At 70.7% G+C, this 15,624-nt stretch carries 13 protein-coding genes; 4 read left to right on the forward strand and 9 right to left on the reverse strand.

From position 1 onward, the window contains the following. The 3 genes from P3L51_RS20120 to P3L51_RS20130 form a co-directional block, all read right to left on the reverse strand. A partial coding sequence (locus P3L51_RS20120) for a protein kinase (RefSeq protein ID WP_354606650.1) occupies positions 1-1,061 on the reverse strand: 1,061 nt, incomplete at its 3' end. Between the two features lie 354 nt (positions 1,062-1,415). Beyond that, positions 1,416-3,410 (reverse strand): serine/threonine-protein kinase, encoded by a 1,995-nt coding sequence (locus P3L51_RS20125; RefSeq protein WP_354606651.1) that lies wholly within the window; start codon positions 3,408-3,410, stop codon positions 1,416-1,418. 386 nt (positions 3,411-3,796) lie between these two features. Then, positions 3,797-5,503: a glycerol-3-phosphate dehydrogenase/oxidase gene (locus tag P3L51_RS20130; RefSeq protein WP_354606652.1), complete on the reverse strand. Its 1,707-nt coding sequence runs from the start codon at positions 5,501-5,503 to the stop codon at positions 3,797-3,799. A gap of 256 nt (positions 5,504-5,759) precedes the next feature. Between P3L51_RS20130 and P3L51_RS20135 the strand changes: the two genes are divergently transcribed. Together P3L51_RS20135 and P3L51_RS20140 are read left to right on the forward strand one after the other, a co-directional pair. Further along, on the forward strand, positions 5,760-7,022 hold the full coding sequence (locus tag P3L51_RS20135) for a nucleotide sugar dehydrogenase (protein ID WP_354606653.1): 1,263 nt from the start codon (positions 5,760-5,762) through the stop codon (positions 7,020-7,022). Positions 7,023-7,139: 117 nt separating this feature from the next. After that, positions 7,140-7,661, forward strand: coding sequence for a hypothetical protein (locus tag P3L51_RS20140; RefSeq protein WP_354606654.1), 522 nt, complete (start codon positions 7,140-7,142; stop codon positions 7,659-7,661). A 62-nt stretch (positions 7,662-7,723) separates the two neighbouring features. On the opposite strand, the gene nadE is transcribed toward P3L51_RS20140, so the two are convergent. The 5 genes from nadE to P3L51_RS20165 form a co-directional block, all read right to left on the reverse strand. Next, positions 7,724-8,566 carry an NAD(+) synthase gene (gene nadE / locus P3L51_RS20145; protein WP_354606655.1) on the reverse strand — a complete coding sequence of 281 codons (843 nt, stop codon included), beginning with the start codon at positions 8,564-8,566 and terminating at the stop codon, positions 7,724-7,726. Positions 8,567-8,645: 79 nt separating this feature from the next. Beyond that, positions 8,646-9,770, reverse strand: a complete 1,125-nt coding sequence (locus P3L51_RS20150; RefSeq protein WP_354606656.1) for a GuaB3 family IMP dehydrogenase-related protein — start codon at positions 9,768-9,770, stop codon at positions 8,646-8,648. Positions 9,771-9,884: 114 nt separating this feature from the next. Continuing rightward, positions 9,885-11,387, reverse strand: a complete 1,503-nt coding sequence (gene guaB / locus P3L51_RS20155) for an IMP dehydrogenase (protein WP_354606657.1) — start codon at positions 11,385-11,387, stop codon at positions 9,885-9,887. Positions 11,388-11,504: 117 nt separating this feature from the next. Beyond that, complete coding sequence (locus P3L51_RS20160) at positions 11,505-12,080, reverse strand: sigma-70 family RNA polymerase sigma factor (protein ID WP_354606658.1); 576 nt, start codon at positions 12,078-12,080, stop codon at positions 11,505-11,507. Between the two features lie 278 nt (positions 12,081-12,358). Beyond that, complete coding sequence (locus P3L51_RS20165) at positions 12,359-12,970, reverse strand: response regulator transcription factor (RefSeq protein WP_003948568.1); 612 nt, start codon at positions 12,968-12,970, stop codon at positions 12,359-12,361. A 441-nt stretch (positions 12,971-13,411) separates the two neighbouring features. Between P3L51_RS20165 and P3L51_RS20170 the strand changes: the two genes are divergently transcribed. Further along, the gene (locus P3L51_RS20170; RefSeq protein WP_023539267.1) at positions 13,412-13,735 is read left to right on the forward strand and encodes a WhiB family transcriptional regulator; all 324 of its coding nucleotides are present in this window, start codon (positions 13,412-13,414) and stop codon (positions 13,733-13,735) included. 175 nt (positions 13,736-13,910) lie between these two features. Here P3L51_RS20170 and P3L51_RS20175 read toward each other — a convergent pair whose 3' ends face one another. Next, on the reverse strand, positions 13,911-14,807 hold the full coding sequence (locus P3L51_RS20175; RefSeq protein WP_354606659.1) for a LysR family transcriptional regulator: 897 nt from the start codon (positions 14,805-14,807) through the stop codon (positions 13,911-13,913). A 93-nt stretch (positions 14,808-14,900) separates the two neighbouring features. Between P3L51_RS20175 and P3L51_RS20180 the strand changes: the two genes are divergently transcribed. Further along, entirely contained in the window at positions 14,901-15,617 is a 717-nt protein-coding gene (locus P3L51_RS20180; RefSeq protein WP_354606660.1) for an MOSC domain-containing protein, read from the forward strand. Positions 15,618-15,624 lie beyond the last annotated feature (7 nt).

Here is a 15,624-nt window from a genome sequence, read left to right on the forward strand (position 1 = left end):
GGGACGACGGGGGCCGCTCCCGTACCACCCGAGGTGTCCGGGTCGTCCTGGCCACCTTCGGTGCCGGTCCCGGTGTCACCCGTGGGTCGGCCGAACGCGTCCGTCCCGTAAGGGACTTCGCCGTAAGACCGCTCGCCGTAGGTGCCGTCGCCGTACGACCGGTCACCGTACGTCCCGTCGCCGTACGTCCCGTCGGCCGAGCGGGCCGTCTCCAGCGCCGCACGGCCCGGCGACGCCGGTCCGACCGGCACACCCAGCGCGCCGGTCCCCGGGGGCAGCGCCTCCGGGGCGCCTGTCCGGCCACCGTGGATGCCCGTGGCACCCGGGCCGCCGATCGGCACGCCCGATGTCTCCACACCGTCACCGATGCCCGGGCCCGGCTCGGGGCCGGGCTCGTGTCCGATGCCGGGAACGGGCCCGGGGATCTCTCCGGCGGGACGGTAACCGGCCTCGAATCCGCCTCCCTCGGGCGTCGCGGGCACCGGCATGTAGCCGCAGAGCGCCTCCTCGGCCGCGCCGGCCGCGAGGCCGGTGAGCACCACGCGTCCGTCGTCGCAGACGAGCACCGTGCGGATGGTGATGTTGCGGTGGGTCCAGCCGTGGGCGTGCAGCACCCGTACGGCGGTGAGCACGTCCGAGGCGATCTCGGCCGCGCGGTAGGGGTTGAGCGGCTTCTCCGCGAGGAGGGCGGCCAGCGGCCTGGCCGCGACCAGTTCACTCACTATCCACAGCGACCCGCCCTCGGCGAAGACGTCGAAGACCTGGTCGAGCCGCGGGTGGTCGGGGATCTGGGCGGCGCTCTGGGCGGCCTCGATGGCGCGCCGAACCGCCGGGTCCGTGGGCCTGCGTGTCGTACGGCCGGAGACCCGCCGCGTGGTCGCGGCGCCGTCCGGGTCGACCATCTCGGCGTCCACGACCTCCGGCAACGGCACTTGCCTGACGAGGACTTCCTGCCCGCTGTACGTGTCGAACGCACGCGTCTCGACGAGATCGAACTCGTCGGACGGAGGCAGGGGCAGGCGGTAGCGGTCGGCGAGTACCCGTCCCGCGTAGTCGTCCACGACGCCTCCCACACGCGCGCTGTCCCTGGGTCTCCGGATCCTCGGAGACCTCGCGAAACCGCCAATTCCGGTCGTTTACCGGCCCATTGTGACTGCGTACGGTCCGCGACTTCTCACGATACGTGGCCGCACTCAAATATGCCGCCGGTCACCGCAACACAGCTCTTAACCTTCCCGGCAACCTGGGCCCGTACGCACCGGCAGGCCGTGCGCCTACCGGCCACCGCCCCGTTCCGGTCATGATGCGGGCCGCTTTCACAGACAGTCGCATCAATCACCGGAACGGGTCGTACCGCCCGCGAGTTCACGCCATCGCGACACGTTCGCGCCGAGGGCGTCTCCGGTGCCCCGACGTCAGTCCGTCGGCTTGAAAGTGCTGTACGCCGTCTCACGGAGCGTCCGGCACTCGTCGTCGTCCCACTCGTCGGCCTTGCAGGTGATCATGATCGCGTAGCCGTGGGTGGCGTCGACCTTGAAGCCTCGGTTCAGCACCCGCACCCGCTCGCCGCTCTGATCGCGTTCGAATCCCCAGTCGGCCACGGTCGGATACCCGTTGAATTCCACGGACTTGATACCGAGGCCCTTGTAGTTGCCCATGCTGTTCTTTATCTGGGCTTCGAGCTGGTCCCAGGCGCGCTTCGCGTCGTTGGTCGGCTTGGCGTTGAAGTCCACCTGGATACGGGGGAATCCACCGTCCTCGTTGTAGATGCCGCCCGAACTCTGTCCGGCGATATCGGTGCGCCTGAAGTCGTCTGGCATCGCCATGGAGAAGCGGAACTGCTTGTCCGTGACCGTCTTGAAGTCGTCGGGCAGGCCCTTGCCGCCGGAACCGCGGCCGGAGTCCGAGTCGCCGGAACCGGGTCCCGAGTTGTCCGTGCCCGGTTCGCCGTCGGACGACGAGCCGTCGGTCGCGTTGGCGCCGCCGCTGTCCTTACTGTCCTTGCTGTCCTTGGCCGAATCCTGCTGCTTGTCCTGGCCCGCCGTGCCGCCTGAGCCGTCCTTGGCGTCGCCACCCGCCGTGGCCCCGGCCGACGCGGCGGTGTCGTCCTTGCCCGCGTCGCCCTTGGCCGCGCCGTCCGAGTCACCGTTGAGGGCGACCGCCAGGACGACGGCGAGGATCGCCAGCACGACGACCCCCGCGATGATCATCAACGTACGGCGCGGGACGACATCGGTGAGCGACGCCCGCGTGGCCGTGGTCCGTGCGGTGCCCCCGTCCGGTGTGGCCGCGGGTGCGGACGGCGACGCGGCGGTGACCGTGCCCACGGCTCCCGCGCCGGCGCCGGCGCCCACCGCCTTGCCCGGCTTCGGCCCGGTCTTACCGGAGACGCCTCCGCTCGCGGCGGCTTCCTTGGTCCTGCCCTTGGCGCGGGCCTCGGGCTCCGGGGGAAGCGGCGGCAGCGCCACGACCCGGGTCGCGTCGGCCGCCGGTTCGGGCAGCTCCGAGGGGTCGGGGGTGTCGATGACGTCCTGGAGCAGCGCCCGCGCGCCCGCGTCGTCGAGCCGCAGCGCCGGGTCCTTGGCCAGCAGGCCGTAGATGACCTCCTCCAGCGCGCCCGCGTTCTTCGGCGGGTCGAGCGGTTCGGTCATGACGGCGGTGAGGGTCGCGATGGCCGAGCCCTTGTCGTACGGAGGGCAGCCCTCCACCGACGCGTAGATCAGTCCGCCCAGCGACCAGAGGTCGGCGGCGGGGCCGGGCTTCTTGCCGCGGGCGCGCTCCGGAGAGATGTACGAGGGCGCGCCGACGAGCATGCCGGTCGAGGTGACCGACGGGTCGCCCTCCACCTGTGCGATGCCGAAGTCGGTGAGGACGACGCGGCCGTCCTCGGCGATCAGCACGTTGGACGGCTTCACGTCGCGGTGCAGGATGCCCTCGCGGTGCGCCGAGCGCAGCACGTCGAGGACCGCGAGCCCGACCTCGGCGGCGCGCCTCGGGGTCAGGATCCCGTCCTCGCGCACGACCTCGGCGAGGGACTTGCCCTCGATGAGCTCCATGACGATCCACGGCCGGTCGTCCTCGTCGACGACGTCGTAGACCGTGACCGCCCCGTTGTTACGGATGCGGGCGATCGCCTTGGCCTCGCGCAGCGTGCGCGTGATCAGGCGGCGCTTCTCGTCCTCGTCGATGCTGGTGGGAAAGCGCAGCTCCTTGACGGCGACCGTGCGACCCAGCGTCTCGTCGACGGCCCGCCAGACCGTGCCCATCCCGCCGCGGCCGAGCACCGCACCGAGCCGGTACCGTCCGGCGAGAAGACGCCCCTCAGGGCTCGCGTCGACTGCCCGCTCCGTGCCGTCCGTGTCGTTCTCGGGGTCCCGCGCCGTGTCCCGCGACTGCTCCGCCTCCGCCATGCGTCCCCTCTGCGATCCCTCATGTCCCGCGCCTGGCGCCTGCCCGCGCGCGGCGCAGTAACGCGCCCTGACAGAGCCTCCATTGTCCCTCACTCCGGGGCATGCGATGCTCCCGGGTCCGCCATCCGCCGGTACGAAGGCCCAAGCGGACTCCGGCGCGGGGCCGTTGGACGGGGCCGGGTGGATAGCGCCGCTGGTCATGACCCTGTTCGGGGCTCGAACAGGCGCGCCCGGAACAATCCCGTAAAGGATCGCACCGGGCGCCCCACCCGCCTCAACTCACCCCAAAAGCCCCGGCGCAGCGGTCCCGTGTCTCGGCGGATCTCTCGGTGGGACCCTCCCGCCGAAACCTCCCGGCCGCCCCCGCCGCCGCCCCGCCGCAGGCCCTACAGCGGCACGATGTCCGGCGCCCCGAGCCTCGCCGCGTCCGCCGTCAGGTCGTCCGGCTGGCGCTGCGACTCGCGCTCCGCCTCCACCCGCTTGCGGTAGTGCTCGACCTCCTTCTCGATCTGGTCCTTGTCCCAGCCGAGCACCGGCGCCATCAGCTCCGCGCACTCGCGCGCGCTGCGCGTCCCCCGGTCGAACGTCTCGATCGAGATGCGCGTCCGCCTCGTCAGGACGTCGTCGAGATGGCGTGCCCCCTCGTGCGACGCCGCGTACACGACCTCGGCGCGCAGATAGTCCTCGGCGGCGCCCAGCGGCTCGCCGAGTCCGGGGTCGGCCGCGATCAGCTCCAGCAGCTCCTCGACCATCGCCCCGTAGCGGTTGAGCAGATGCTCCACCCGGACCACATGGAGTCCGGTCCGCGCGGCTATGCCCGCCCGCGCGTTCCACAGGGCGCGGTAGCCCTCGGCGCCGAGCAGCGGGGTGTCCTCCGTCACGCAGCCCGCCACCCGCTGGTCGAGACCGTGCACCGCCTCGTCCACCGCATCCTTGGCCATGACCCGGTACGTCGTGTACTTGCCGCCGGCCACGACGACCATGCCCGGCACCGGGTGCGCCACCGTGTGCTCGCGCGACAGCTTGCTCGTCGCGTCGGACTCGCCCGCCAGCAGCGGGCGCAGCCCCGCGTACACCCCCTCCACGTCGTCACGCGTCAGCGGTACGGCGAGGACCGAGTTGACGTGTTCGAGGAGATAGTCGATGTCCGCGCTGGAGGCCGCCGGATGCGCCTTGTCGAGGTCCCAGTCGGTGTCGGTGGTGCCCACGATCCAGTGCCTGCCCCACGGGATGACGAAGAGCACCGACTTCTCGGTCCGCAGGATCAGCCCGGTCGAGGAGTGGATGCGGTCCTTGGGGACGACCAGGTGGATGCCCTTCGAGGCCCGGACGTGGAACTGTCCGCGCTCGCCGATCAACGCCTGGGTGTCGTCCGTCCACACCCCCGTCGCGTTGACGATCTGCTTCGCCCGGATCTCGTACTCCCCGGCGCCGTCCACGTCCCGCACGCGGGCCCCGACGACCCGCTCGCCCTCGCGCAGGAAGCCGACCACACGGGCCCTGCTGGCGACGTGCGCGCCGTAGCTCGCGGCCGTACGCACCAGCGTGGCCACGTAGCGCGCGTCGTCCATCTGCGCGTCGTAGTACTGCAAGGCGCCGACCAGGGCGTCCTTCTTGAGCGCCGGGGCCACGCGCAACGCGTTGCGGCGGGAGAGATGCCGATGCGTCGGCAGGCCCCGGCCGTGGCCTGACGAGAACGACATCGCGTCGTACAGCGCGACGCCCGATCCGGCGTAGAGCCGCTCCCAGCCCTTGTGCTGCAACGGGTAGAGGAACGGCACCGGCTTCACCAGATGCGGTGCCAGCCGCTCCAGCAGCAGTCCGCGCTCCTTGAGCGCCTCCCTGACAAGCCCGAAGTCGAGCATCTCCAGATAGCGCAGCCCGCCGTGGATCAGCTTGCTCGACCGGCTCGATGTGCCGGAGGCCCAGTCGCGGGCCTCCACGAGCCCCGTCGAGAGTCCGCGTGTCACCGCGTCGAGCGCGGTGCCGGCGCCGACCACGCCCGCGCCCACGACCAACACGTCCAGTTCACGCTCGGCCATCTCCGCCAGAGCCGTGGCGCGCTCCTCCGGTCCCAGTGTCGCTGTCCTCACCGCTGCCTCCCGTCGCCCCCGTGTTGTTCTGGCACTTCGATTCTGTCCGCACTCACCGACTTCAGCCACCGCCTGTGGACAACACCACTTGAAGATCGGATCGGGCCTGTTAAATCCGCAGACATGTCACTCCATGTCCGGCCATGTAATGACGCATATCGGTCATATTTACGCCTAGTCTGACATTGCGCTTGCTCGTTCTGTCCACACGGGTTGCGCCCTCTGTCCCCTCCGGTTATGGGAAAGGACGGCCCACATGCCCGCAGACCTCGCCGTCATCGGACTCGGCCATCTCGGCCTGCCCCTCGCCCAGGCCGCCGTGGCCGCCGGCATCGAGACCATCGGCTACGACTCCGATCCACGGCCCGTGGCCGAACTGGCCGCGGGCCGCACCCCCGTCGACGGCTCGCTCACCGCCTCCGACGTCCGGCGCATGCTCTCCGGCGGCTTCCGGCCCACCACCAATCCGACCGAGCTGGGCCGGGTCCGTACCGCCGTCATCTGCGCGCCCACCCCGCTGGGCCCCGACCGCACCCTCGACCTCACCGCTGTCGGCGAGGCCGCCCGCGCCCTGGCCGCCCGGCTGCGCCCGCACACCACCGTGCTGCTCGAATCACCGGCGGGCCCCGGCACCACGGAGGGATTCCTGCGCACCATCCTCGAAGAGGGCTCGGGCCTGCGCGCCGGACGCGACTTCCACCTGGCGTACTCCCCCGGCCGCCTCGACCCCGGCCGCCGCACCCACGGCCTCACCAACACCCCCAAGGTGATCGGCGGACTCACCCCCGCCTGCACCGAATCGGCGGCCGCCTTCTACGGACGCCTCACCGACAAGGTGGTCCGCGCGCGCGGGCCGCGCGAGGCCGAGACCGTCAAGCTCCTCGAAACCAACTTCCGGCACGTCAACATCGCCCTGGTCAACGAGATGGCCGTGCTCTGCCACGACCTCGGAGTCGACCTCTGGGACGTCATCCGGTGCGCCGAGACCAAGCCGTTCGGCTTCCAGGCCTTCCGCCCCGGCCCCGGAGTGGGCGGCCACGGCGTCCCCATGGACCCCAGCTACCTCCCGCACGCGGGCCGCACCCCCGGCCACCCGCTGCGGATGGTCGGCCTCGCCCAGGAGATCAACACGCGTATGCCGCAGTACGTGATCCAGCGCTCCGCCACGCTCCTCAACGAGCACGGCAAGTCCGCGCGCGGCGCCCGCGTCCTGCTGCTCGGCGTCACCTACAAGCAGGACCACGCCGACCAGGAGGGCTCACCGGCCACCGAGATCGCCTGCCGCTTGATGGACCTGGGCGCGACCGTCAGCTACCACGATCCGCACGTCCCCGACTGGCGTGTACGCGATCTGCCGGTGCCGCGCGCCGACTCTCTTTACGAGGCCGCGGCGCACGCCGATCTGACGGTGCTGCTCCAGCACCACCGTACGTACGACCTCCAAGGTCTCGCCGTGAAGGCCCAGTTGCTGCTCGACACCAGAGGCGCGAGCCCGGCGGGCGCGGCGTACCGGCTCTGACGCGGCGGCCCACCAGCCCTCCGCGGTCCGGCAATTGCCTACGACGGTGTCGTACCGGACTGCTATGGTCCAGGGCGCTCGCACAAAGGTGCGGGCATTCCTTGGGGGATCCTTCACATGAGCCAGTCCGTTCCACCGCCCGGAAACCCGTTCGCCAACGGCCCCGGCGGCCCCGTGCCGCCCGGCTCCGGAAACCCGTTCGCCGGGGGCCCCGGCAACCCCTTCGCGCCGGCCCCGCCGGTCCGCGACGCCCTGGGCCTCGGTCTGGCCGCCGCCGCGGGCACCGCCATCGCCGCCGCCGCGATCTACGGCGGCATCGCCGGTGCCATCGAGAGCGAGATCAACTTCGCCGCGATCGGCGTCGGCTTCGTCATCGGTCTGGTCGCGGGCAAGGTCGGCGGCCGCAACCCGATCCTCGGCGTGGTCAGCGCCGTACTCGCGCTGGCAGCGGTGTACCTGGGGCAGATCTTCGGCATCGCGATCATCGCGGCCGAGGAGTTCGGTGTACCGGTGACGGAGATGCTGTTCGACAACTTCAGCCTGCTGACCGATGTGTGGAACGCGAGCAAGGACGTGATGACGTTCCTCTTCCTCGCCCTCGCCGCGTTCGCGGCGTTCTCGGGCGCCAAGAAGGCCTGACGCCTCTCGCCTGATCGCGTGCGGCGCACCTGCCGCGCGCGATCAGCGTGACCGGCGCGCGATCAGCCCCGCCACCAGTCGTCGAGCGGCGTGACCGGTACGGCCCGCTTGTGCCGGGTCGCGCGATACACCGACTCCACCTTCGCCGCCAGATCCGGCGTGACGTCGACGCCCTCCAGGTAGTCGTCGAGCTCGGCGTACGTGAGCCCCAGGGCCTCCTCGTCGGGCAGCGCGGGCCGGTCGTCCTCCAGGTCGGCGGTCGGCACCTTCTCCCAGACACTCGCCGGTGCGCCCAACTCCCCCAGCAGAGCTGCTCCCTGACGCTTCGTCAGCCCGGTAAGCGGGGTGATGTCCACACCGCCGTCGCCGTACTTGGTGAAGAAGCCGGTCACCGCCTCCGCCGCGTGGTCGGTCCCCACGACGAGCAGCCCCAGCTGCCCGGCGATCGAGTACTGGATCACCATGCGCTCGCGGGCCTTTATGTTGCCGCGTACGAAATCCCGCAGCCGGGGCTCGTCGCCCAGCAGCTCCCGCAGCCCGAGGGCCGACTCGGCGCCGACGGCGTCCGCGCTCGGCTTGACGTTCACCTCGATCGACCGGTCGGGCCGGATGAACTCCAGCGCGATCCGCGCGTCGTCCTCGTCGGCCTGTACGCCGTAGGGCAGTCGCACCGCGACGAAGACACACTCGTGCCCCTCCGCGCGCAGTTCCTCACTCGCCAGCTGGCACAGTCTGCCGGCCAGCGTGCTGTCCTGGCCGCCGCTGATCCCGAGCACATAGCCCTTGGCGGGGGTGGAGCGCAGATAGTCCTTCAGGAAGTCGACCCGTCGCCGGATCTCGACCTTGGGCACGATGGTCGTCTTGACGCCGAGTTCAGCGAGGATCCGCTCGCGTTGGTTCACCACCCGCGCACTCTACCGACCGCGAAACGGCCCGGACCGCGTACGGTCCGGGCCACCCGCCGATCACCACACGCGGTAGCGGTCAGCGGCTGTGCTGCGAGTCCGCGACCGTCACCTCGACGCGCTGGAACTCCTTCAGCTCGCTGTAGCCGGTCGTCGCCATCGCCCTCTTGAGCGCGCCGAAGAAGTTCATCGACCCGTCCGGGCTGTGCGAGGGGCCGGTCAGGACCTCCTCGGTCGTCCCGACGATGCCCAGGTCCACCAACTTGCCACGCGGCACGTCCTCGTGGACGGCCTCCATACCCCAGTGGTGCCCCTTGCCCGGCGCGTCGTTCGCCCGCGCCAGCGGGGAGCCCATCATCACCGCGTCGGCCCCGCACGCCACGGCCTTGGGCAGGTCGCCGGACCAGCCCACGCCACCGTCGGCGATCACGTGCACGTACCGGCCGCCGGACTCGTCCATGTAGTCGCGCCGGGCGGCGGCCACGTCCGCGACCGCCGTCGCCATCGGCACCTGGATGCCCAGCACGTTACGGGTGGTGTGCGCGGCCCCGCCGCCGAAGCCCACCAGCACACCGGCCGCGCCGGTGCGCATCAGGTGCAGCGACGCGGTGTACGTGGCGCAGCCGCCGACGATGACCGGGACGTCCAGCTCGTAGATGAACTGCTTCAGGTTCAGCGGCTCGGCAGCGCCCGAGACGTGCTCGGCGGAGACCGTCGTCCCCCTGATGACGAAGATGTCCACCCCGGCGTCCACAACGGCCTTGGAGAACTGCGCGGTGCGCTGCGGCGAGAGCGCGGCGGCCGTGACCACGCCCGAGTCGCGCACCTCCTTGATGCGCCGGCCGATCAGCTCTTCCTGGATCGGCGCGGAGTAGATCTCCTGGAGCCTGCGGTTGGCGGTCGCCTCGTCCAGCTCGGCGATCTCGTCCAGCAGCGGCTGCGGGTCCTCGTAACGGGTCCACAGACCTTCGAGGTTGAGTACGCCGAGACCGCCCAGCTCACCGATGCGGATCGCCGTGCTCGGCGAGACCACGGAGTCCATGGGGGCGGCCAGGAACGGCAGCTCGAAGCGGTAGGCGTCGATCTGCCAGGCGATCGAGACCTCCTTCGGGTCGCGGGTGCGCCGGCTGGGGACAACGGCGATGTCGTCGAAGGCGTACGCCCGGCGTCCGCGCTTGCCGCGGCCGATCTCGATCTCAGTCACGATGTGTGGCCTTTCCTCTACGTCTGCGGCTTCAGTATCCCCGACCCGGCCCGGCACACCGGTGAGGGGCGGTCCCGAGATGAACGGGACCGCCCCTCACCGAAGAGCGGGTCGTCAGCGACCGGTGTAGTTCGGCGCCTCGACCGTCATCTGGATGTCGTGCGGGTGGCTCTCCTTGAGCCCGGCCGCGGTGATCCGGACGAACCGGCCCTTGCGCTCCATCTCGTCGATGGAGGCCGCTCCCACATATCCCATGGTCTGCCGCAGGCCGCCGATGAGCTGGTGCAGTACGGCGCTCAGGGGGCCCCGGTAGGGCACCTGGCCCTCGATGCCCTCGGGGACCAGCTTGTCGTCCGCGGACACCTCGCCCTGGAAGTAGCGGTCCTTCGAGTACGAACGGCCCTGGCCGCGCGACTGCATCGCGCCGAGCGATCCCATCCCGCGGTACGACTTGAACTGCTTGCCGTTGATGAACTGGAGCTCACCCGGCGACTCCTCACAGCCCGCGAGCAGGCTGCCGAGCATCACCGTGGACGCGCCGGCCGCGAGCGCCTTGCCGATGTCGCCCGAGTACTGGAGGCCGCCGTCACCGATGACCGGGACGCCCGCCGCCTGGCAGACCACCGCGGCCTCGTAGATCGCGGTGACCTGGGGGACGCCGATGCCGGCGACGACACGCGTCGTACAGATCGAGCCGGGCCCGACGCCGACCTTCACCCCGTCCACGCCCGCGTCGATCAGCGCCTGGGCGCCGTCGCGGGTGGCCACGTTCCCGCCGATGACGTCCACCGGGACGCTCGACTTGATCTTGGACATCCAGCTCAGCGCGTTGCTGTTGTGACCGTGCGAGGTGTCCACGACCAGGAAGTCCACCCCGGCCGCGACCAGCGCCTGGGACCGCTCCAGCGCCTCGGGGCTGGCGCCGACGGCGGCGCCGACGAGCAGCCTGCCCTCGCCGTCCTTGGCCGCGTTCGGGTACTTCTCGGCCTTGACGAAGTCCTTGACCGTGATGAGGCCCTTGAGGGTGCCCTTGTCGTCGACGAGCGGCAGCTTCTCGATCTTGTGGCGGCGCAGCAGCTCCATGGCGTCCACGCCGGAGATGCCGACCTTGCCGGTGACGAGCGGCATCGGGGTCATGACCTCGCGCACCTGGCGTGCGCGGTCCGACTCGAAGGCCATGTCACGGTTGGTGACGATGCCCAGGAGCTTGCCCCCGGCGTCGGTGACCGGGACGCCGCTGATCCGGAACTTGGCGCAGAGTTCGTCCGCCTCGCCGAGTGTCGCGTCGGGGCGGACGGTGATCGGGTCGGTGACCATGCCGGACTCGGAGCGCTTCACGAGGTCGACCTGGTTGGCCTGGTCGGCGATGGAGAGATTGCGGTGCAACACGCCGACGCCACCCTGCCGTGCCATGGCGATCGCCATGCGGGCCTCGGTGACCTTGTCCATCGCGGCGGAGAGCAGGGGGAGATTCACCCTGACGTTCCGGGAGACCAGGGACGTGGTGTCCACCTGGTTCGGCAGGACTTCCGAAGCGCCGGGCAGCAGCAGCACGTCGTCGTATGTCAGCCCGAGCGTCGCGAACTTCTCGGGCACTCCGTCGACGTATGCAGTCATGACACCTTCCCCAATGGCCTTGATCGGTGCGGATGCCCATGCTAACGGGAAGCGGGGGCGTCGAATTCCACGCTCCCGCGCCGCTCTGTGCCCGGCCGCCGCTCGGCCGCTCCCCGGTTACTGCTCGGCCAGCGCGCGCAGTCTGCTGAGCGCGCGGTGCTGCGCGACCCGTACGGCGCCGGGCGACATCCCCAGCATCTGGCCGGTCTCCTCGGCGGTCAGCCCCACGGCGACCCGCAGCACCAGCAGCTCGCGCTGGTTGTCCGGGAGGTTGGCGAGGAGCTTCTTGGCCCACTCGGCGTCGCTGCTGAGCAGCGCGCGCTCCTCCGGGCCGAGGGAGTCGTCGGGCCGCTCGGGCATCTCGTCCGAGGGCACCGCCGTCGAGCCCGGGTGCCGCATGGCGGCCCGCTGGAGATCGGCGACCTTGTGCGCGGCGATGGCGAAGACGAAGGCTTCGAAGGGCCTGCCGGTGTCCTTGTAGCGCGGCAGCGCCATCAGGACGGCGACGCAGACCTCCTGCGCGAGGTCCTCCACGAAGTGGCGGGCGTCACCCGGCAGTCGGTTCAGCCGGGTGCGGCAGTAGCGCAGCGCGAGGGGATGCACATGGGCCAGGAGATCGTGCGTCGCCTGCCCGTCCCCGTCGACGGCACGGTGAACGAGCGCACCGATCACCGTGGTCTCGTCCTCGCGCATCGGACCATGGTGCCTCGGCGGCTGCTGATCCGTGGCACCGCGTTCGTAGTTGTGCACCGAAGCGTTATGAGCAGGTGCGCCGGAACTCATCTCCTGCGCCCTCCCCTTCCGCTCGCCCGACTCGTCCCCGAGGAACTCCACAACTCAAGGATGCGGCATCGGGCGGGAAACTGTGGCGTACGGGCACCGACGACCCTCTCCGCCGCCCCGTCCACCGCACGGCGGACGGGGTTCCGGCGGCTGTCCGGACGAGCTGCCCGTACGGCCCCGACCAGGGTCTAACGGACGAGACCCCAGCGGAATCCGAGGGCCACGGCATGGGCGCGGTCCGAGGCTCCGAGCTTTTTGAACAGACGCCGGGCGTGCGTCTTGACCGTGTCCTCCGAGAGGAACAGCTCACGCCCGATCTCCGCGTTCGACCGGCCGTGGCTCATGCCTTCGAGCACCTGGATCTCCCGCGCGGTGAGCGTGGGGGCGGCGCCCATCTCGGCCGACCTGAGCCGGCGCGGGGCGAGCCGCCACGTCGGGTCGGCGAGGGCCTGGGTGACCGTCGCGCGCAACTCCGCGCGGGACGCGTCCTTGTGCAGATAGCCGCGGGCACCGGCGGCGACCGCGAGTGCGACACCGTCCAGATCCTCGGCGACCGTGAGCATGATGATCCGGGCGCCCGGATCGGCGGACAGCAGCCGGCGGACGGTCTCGACGCCGCCCAGACCGGGCATGCGTACGTCCATCAGAATCAGGTCCGAGCGGTCGGCGCCCCAGCGGCGGAGAACTTCCTCACCGTTGGCCGCGGTCGTCACTCGTTCGACGCCGGGCACGGTCGCAACCGCGCGGCGCAGCGCCTCTCGGGCAAGCGGGGAGTCGTCGCAGACGAGGACGGATGTCATGGCCGTCCTCCGCAGCTGATGCGCGTCACCTTGAGCCTCCAGGCTGAGTACATGTGGTCACCTGTGCGATTGACGCCATCGGACATGTGCCCGATCGCTTCTTCCTTCAACCGCCTCGACCACTCAACGACGGTCACTCGAAAGAGTTACGGGTCCGGAATCGCCTTCGGCACTCTACGTGAGGAGGCGCACACAGAGCAGAGCCTCGCAGGTGATCCTTCGATCACTCTGAGCCATGCCCCATTTAGCGCCTTTTTCTTCCCTTTTACTGGTGTCTGTGGCTAGATTCCCAATGAGTCATATTTACATCTACTTACACAGGAGATGTACGGTCGTGAGCACGATGTGGTCGACGCGTCGGGCTCGCACCCGGCGCTCTGGGGCACATCTCACGCCCTGGCGGCCCGTATCCGCCTCCACGGATTCAAGGGGACAAGAGCAATGGCAGATTTCTCCCGCCTTCCCGGACCGAACGCAGATCTGTGGGACTGGCAGCTCCTCGCGGCCTGTCGTGGCGTCGACAGCTCGCTGTTCTTTCACCCGGAGGGAGAGAGGGGCGCGGCACGCAGCGCCCGCGAAACCTCGGCAAAAGAGGTCTGCATGAGATGCCCGGTCCGCGCGCAGTGCGCGGCGCACGCGATGGCGGTACGGGAGCCGTACGGCGTGTGGGGCGGGCTGACGGAGGACGAACGCGAAGAGCTGATGGGGCGCGCGCGCACCCGGCTGATCGCGACCTCGGGGGCCAACGGGCCGGGCCGCGCCTGACCTGCGACAAACATTCGAAGAAACGTTCCTGCACTCTCTGCGTTTCCCGCGCCTCGCGCGCCTGCCGGACTCACGGCGCTCACCCGCTCAGCCGCTCACCGCGCTCCCGTCGGAGCGGTCACGACACGGACTTCGACGGGAGAGCGGGAGGGCGGCGGGTCCCTTTACGCGGGCGTCAGCGCGACGCGGCCCGTTCCAGTTGGTCGAGCGTGGCCGCCACCGCCGGGACCCGCGCCAGATCGGGCAGCGTGAGCGCGACGATCTCGCGCCGGACGGCGGGCTCGACGGTGACCGTACGAGCGGCCTTCGGCAGCACCGACTCCATGGCCAGCTCCGGCAGGAACGCGACCCCCAGCCCGGCCCCGACCAGACCGATGACCGCCGGGTAGTCGTCCGTCGCGAAGTCGATACGTGGGGTGAAGCCCGCCTTCTCGCAGGCGTCCACCAGTTGGTGACGGCAGCGCGGGCAGCCCGCGATCCAGGACTCGTCGGCGAGGTCCGCGATGGAGACGGCCCCGGCGCCGGCCAGCCGGTGCCCCTCGGGGAGCAGCCCCACCAGCCGGTCGGTGAGCAGTGGCCGTACGACGAGGTCGTCCCACTCCTCGGCGCCGCCGGTGGAGTCGTAGCGGAAGGCCAGCGCCACGTCGCAGTCGCCGTCACGCAGCATCTCGACGGAGCGCGGCGGTTCGGCGTCGACCAGCGAGACGCGGGTGCCCGGGTGGGCGGCGCGCAGGGCGGCCAGTGCGGCGGGGACCAGCGTGGAGCTGCCACTGGGGAACGAGACCAGCCGGACCCGCCCGGCGCGCAGGCCCGCGATGGCCGCGACCTCCTCCTCGGCGGCCGTGAGCCCCGACAGGATGCCCGTCGCGTGCCGGACGAGCGCCTCGCCGGCCTCCGTGAGCCGCATCGCGCGGCTGGTCCTGATCAGCAGGGTCGTACCGACCGAGGCTTCGAGGACCTTCATCTGCTGACTGACGGCCGGCTGGGTGCATCCCAGCTCCCGCGCCGCGGCGGAGAACGAGCCGGTGGCGGCGACGGCGCGCAGGACACGGAGATGGCGGGCTTCGATCACCCCTCAAACATAAGGGGCGCTTGGGGGCAGGAAGAAATTCGGGGTCAACCATTTGAGAGGCGCGGGCGTGCGCCGGGGGCTAGCGTGCCCGTCATGAAGCTTCTGACCGTGAATGTGGGGCGGCCCAAGACCGTCGAGTACTCGGACGCGCCCGGCGGCGCCACCGGAATCGACAAGCGTCCGGTGGACGGTCCGGTCGCCGTGAGCGATCCCGGCCCGAAGGGCGTCGGCGCCAGCGGTCTGGCCGGGGACTCGGTGTGTGATCTGCGCCATCACGGCGGCAGCGACCAGGCCGTGTATGTGTACGCACGCGAGGATCTGGACTTCTGGGAGCGGGAGTTGGGCCGTCCCCTGGCCAACGGCAGCTTCGGCGAGAACTTGACGACGTCCGGTCTCGACCTGAACGGAACGAAGATCGGGGAGCGTTGGCGGGTGGGTCCGGATCTGGTGCTGGAGGCGACCAGCGGCCGGATTCCGTGCCGTACGTTCGGCGGCTGGCTCGGCGAGAAGGGCTGGGTCCGGCGCTTCACCCAACAGGGCGTCACCGGGGCGTACTTCAGGGTTCTGACACCCGGTCGGATCCGCGCGGGCGACCCGATCGAGATCGTGCACCGGCCCGACCACGAGGTGACGGTGGCTCTCGCCTTCCGGGCCGTGACGACGGAGCGCGAGCTGCTGCCGCGGGTGCTGGCGGCCGGAGAGGCCCTGCACGTCGAGGAGTTGAGGACCGCGAGGGAGTACGTGGCGAAGTACGGGAGCGGCGCCGTCGGCGGCCGGACGGACAGCGCCGAGAACGCCGGGGCCCGGTAGCTGCTTC

Origin of the sequence: Streptomyces panacea, assembly GCF_040560175.1 — a bacterium.
GTDB classification, from domain to species: domain Bacteria; phylum Actinomycetota; class Actinomycetes; order Streptomycetales; family Streptomycetaceae; genus Streptomyces; species Streptomyces panacea.

Excerpts from the sequence above, each read along its gene's own strand:
- P3L51_RS20125 (WP_354606651.1), bottom strand. The coding sequence starts at position 3,410 with ATGGCGGAGGCGGAGCAGTCGCGGGACACGGCGCGGGACCCCGAGAAC.
- P3L51_RS20140 (WP_354606654.1), top strand. The coding sequence starts at position 7,140 with ATGAGCCAGTCCGTTCCACCGCCCGGAAACCCGTTCGCCAACGGCCCC.
- P3L51_RS20170 (WP_023539267.1), top strand. The coding sequence starts at position 13,412 with ATGGCAGATTTCTCCCGCCTTCCCGGACCGAACGCAGATCTGTGGGAC.
- guaB (WP_354606657.1), bottom strand. The coding sequence starts at position 11,387 with ATGACTGCATACGTCGACGGAGTGCCCGAGAAGTTCGCGACGCTCGGG.
- P3L51_RS20135 (WP_354606653.1), top strand. The coding sequence starts at position 5,760 with ATGCCCGCAGACCTCGCCGTCATCGGACTCGGCCATCTCGGCCTGCCC.
- P3L51_RS20165 (WP_003948568.1), bottom strand. The coding sequence starts at position 12,970 with ATGACATCCGTCCTCGTCTGCGACGACTCCCCGCTTGCCCGAGAGGCG.
- P3L51_RS20160 (WP_354606658.1), bottom strand. The coding sequence starts at position 12,080 with ATGCGCGAGGACGAGACCACGGTGATCGGTGCGCTCGTTCACCGTGCC.
- P3L51_RS20180 (WP_354606660.1), top strand. The coding sequence starts at position 14,901 with ATGAAGCTTCTGACCGTGAATGTGGGGCGGCCCAAGACCGTCGAGTAC.